The sequence below is a fragment of the Agaribacter marinus genome (genome assembly GCF_030160655.1).
In the GTDB taxonomy this organism is placed as follows: domain Bacteria; phylum Pseudomonadota; class Gammaproteobacteria; order Enterobacterales; family Alteromonadaceae; genus Glaciecola; species Glaciecola marina.
In genome coordinates, this window is record NZ_BSOT01000004.1 from 1 (window position 1) to 826 (window position 826).

The 826-nt window shown below is 43.7% G+C and carries 2 tRNA genes; both read left to right on the top strand.

Features of this window, described 5'->3' with window-relative positions:
- The first annotated feature begins 96 nt into the window (after positions 1-96).
- Positions 97-172 (top strand) — tRNA-Ala (locus tag QQK00_RS01660).
- A gap of 34 nt (positions 173-206) precedes the next feature.
- Positions 207-283 (top strand) — tRNA-Ile (locus QQK00_RS01665).
- The last annotated feature ends 543 nt before the right edge of the window (positions 284-826 follow it).

Below are 826 nucleotides of genomic sequence, written 5' to 3' on the forward strand. Positions count from 1 at the left end.
TTGGATCACCTCCTTACTATATAGTTAGGTATTTATTATGTAGTGCTCACACAGATTGTTTTGCTGAAGAAAAAGCGCGTATTATCAAAGTCGATTGGGGCTATAGCTCAGCTGGGAGAGCGCCTGCCTTGCACGCAGGAGGTCAGCAGTTCGATCCTGCTTAGCTCCACCAATGCTTTGAACCCTAGATAGGGAAGCCGAACACTAGGCTTGTAGCTCAGCTGGTTAGAGCGCACCCCTGATAAGGGTGAGGTCGGCAGTTCAAGTCTGCCCAAGCCTACCATTTCTGCTTAGGAAGCAGGGTGGTGAAAGTGAGGCGTGACAAAATACGAAAGAAGAAAGAGCCTTAATGAATGATGTGTAATTATTGATTAGGGTTTTTTTTACCCTGAAAGTGATGTGTTTAGTGCATATCACGCGCTCTTTAACAATTTGGAAAGCTGATAAAGTAATCAATATTATTTAACGAAAGAGTCAGTCATCGCTTTTATCCTGCGAGGGATAAGAAAGATGGCCAAGCGACTCTATCTGACAAAACAATATCGTATGACGAAAGTCATACACGATTAGCAGTCATGCATATAATCAACCAACATCGGATAAAAAGGCGATGTTGCAAGACACCGGAGGTAATTATGTCTATCAGACACTCATGCTGATAGGAAGTAATTGCCGAGTAGTTCGGTTTAGGTCGATAGCGACGTGAGGAATGAGGAAGGCACATACGAATAGTATGTAACTGACGAGTGACGAGCCCAAGCTGTTGAGATAAAGCGAAGTAGGAAGGCAATTGAGGGTTGTATGGTTAAGTGACTAAGCGCATACG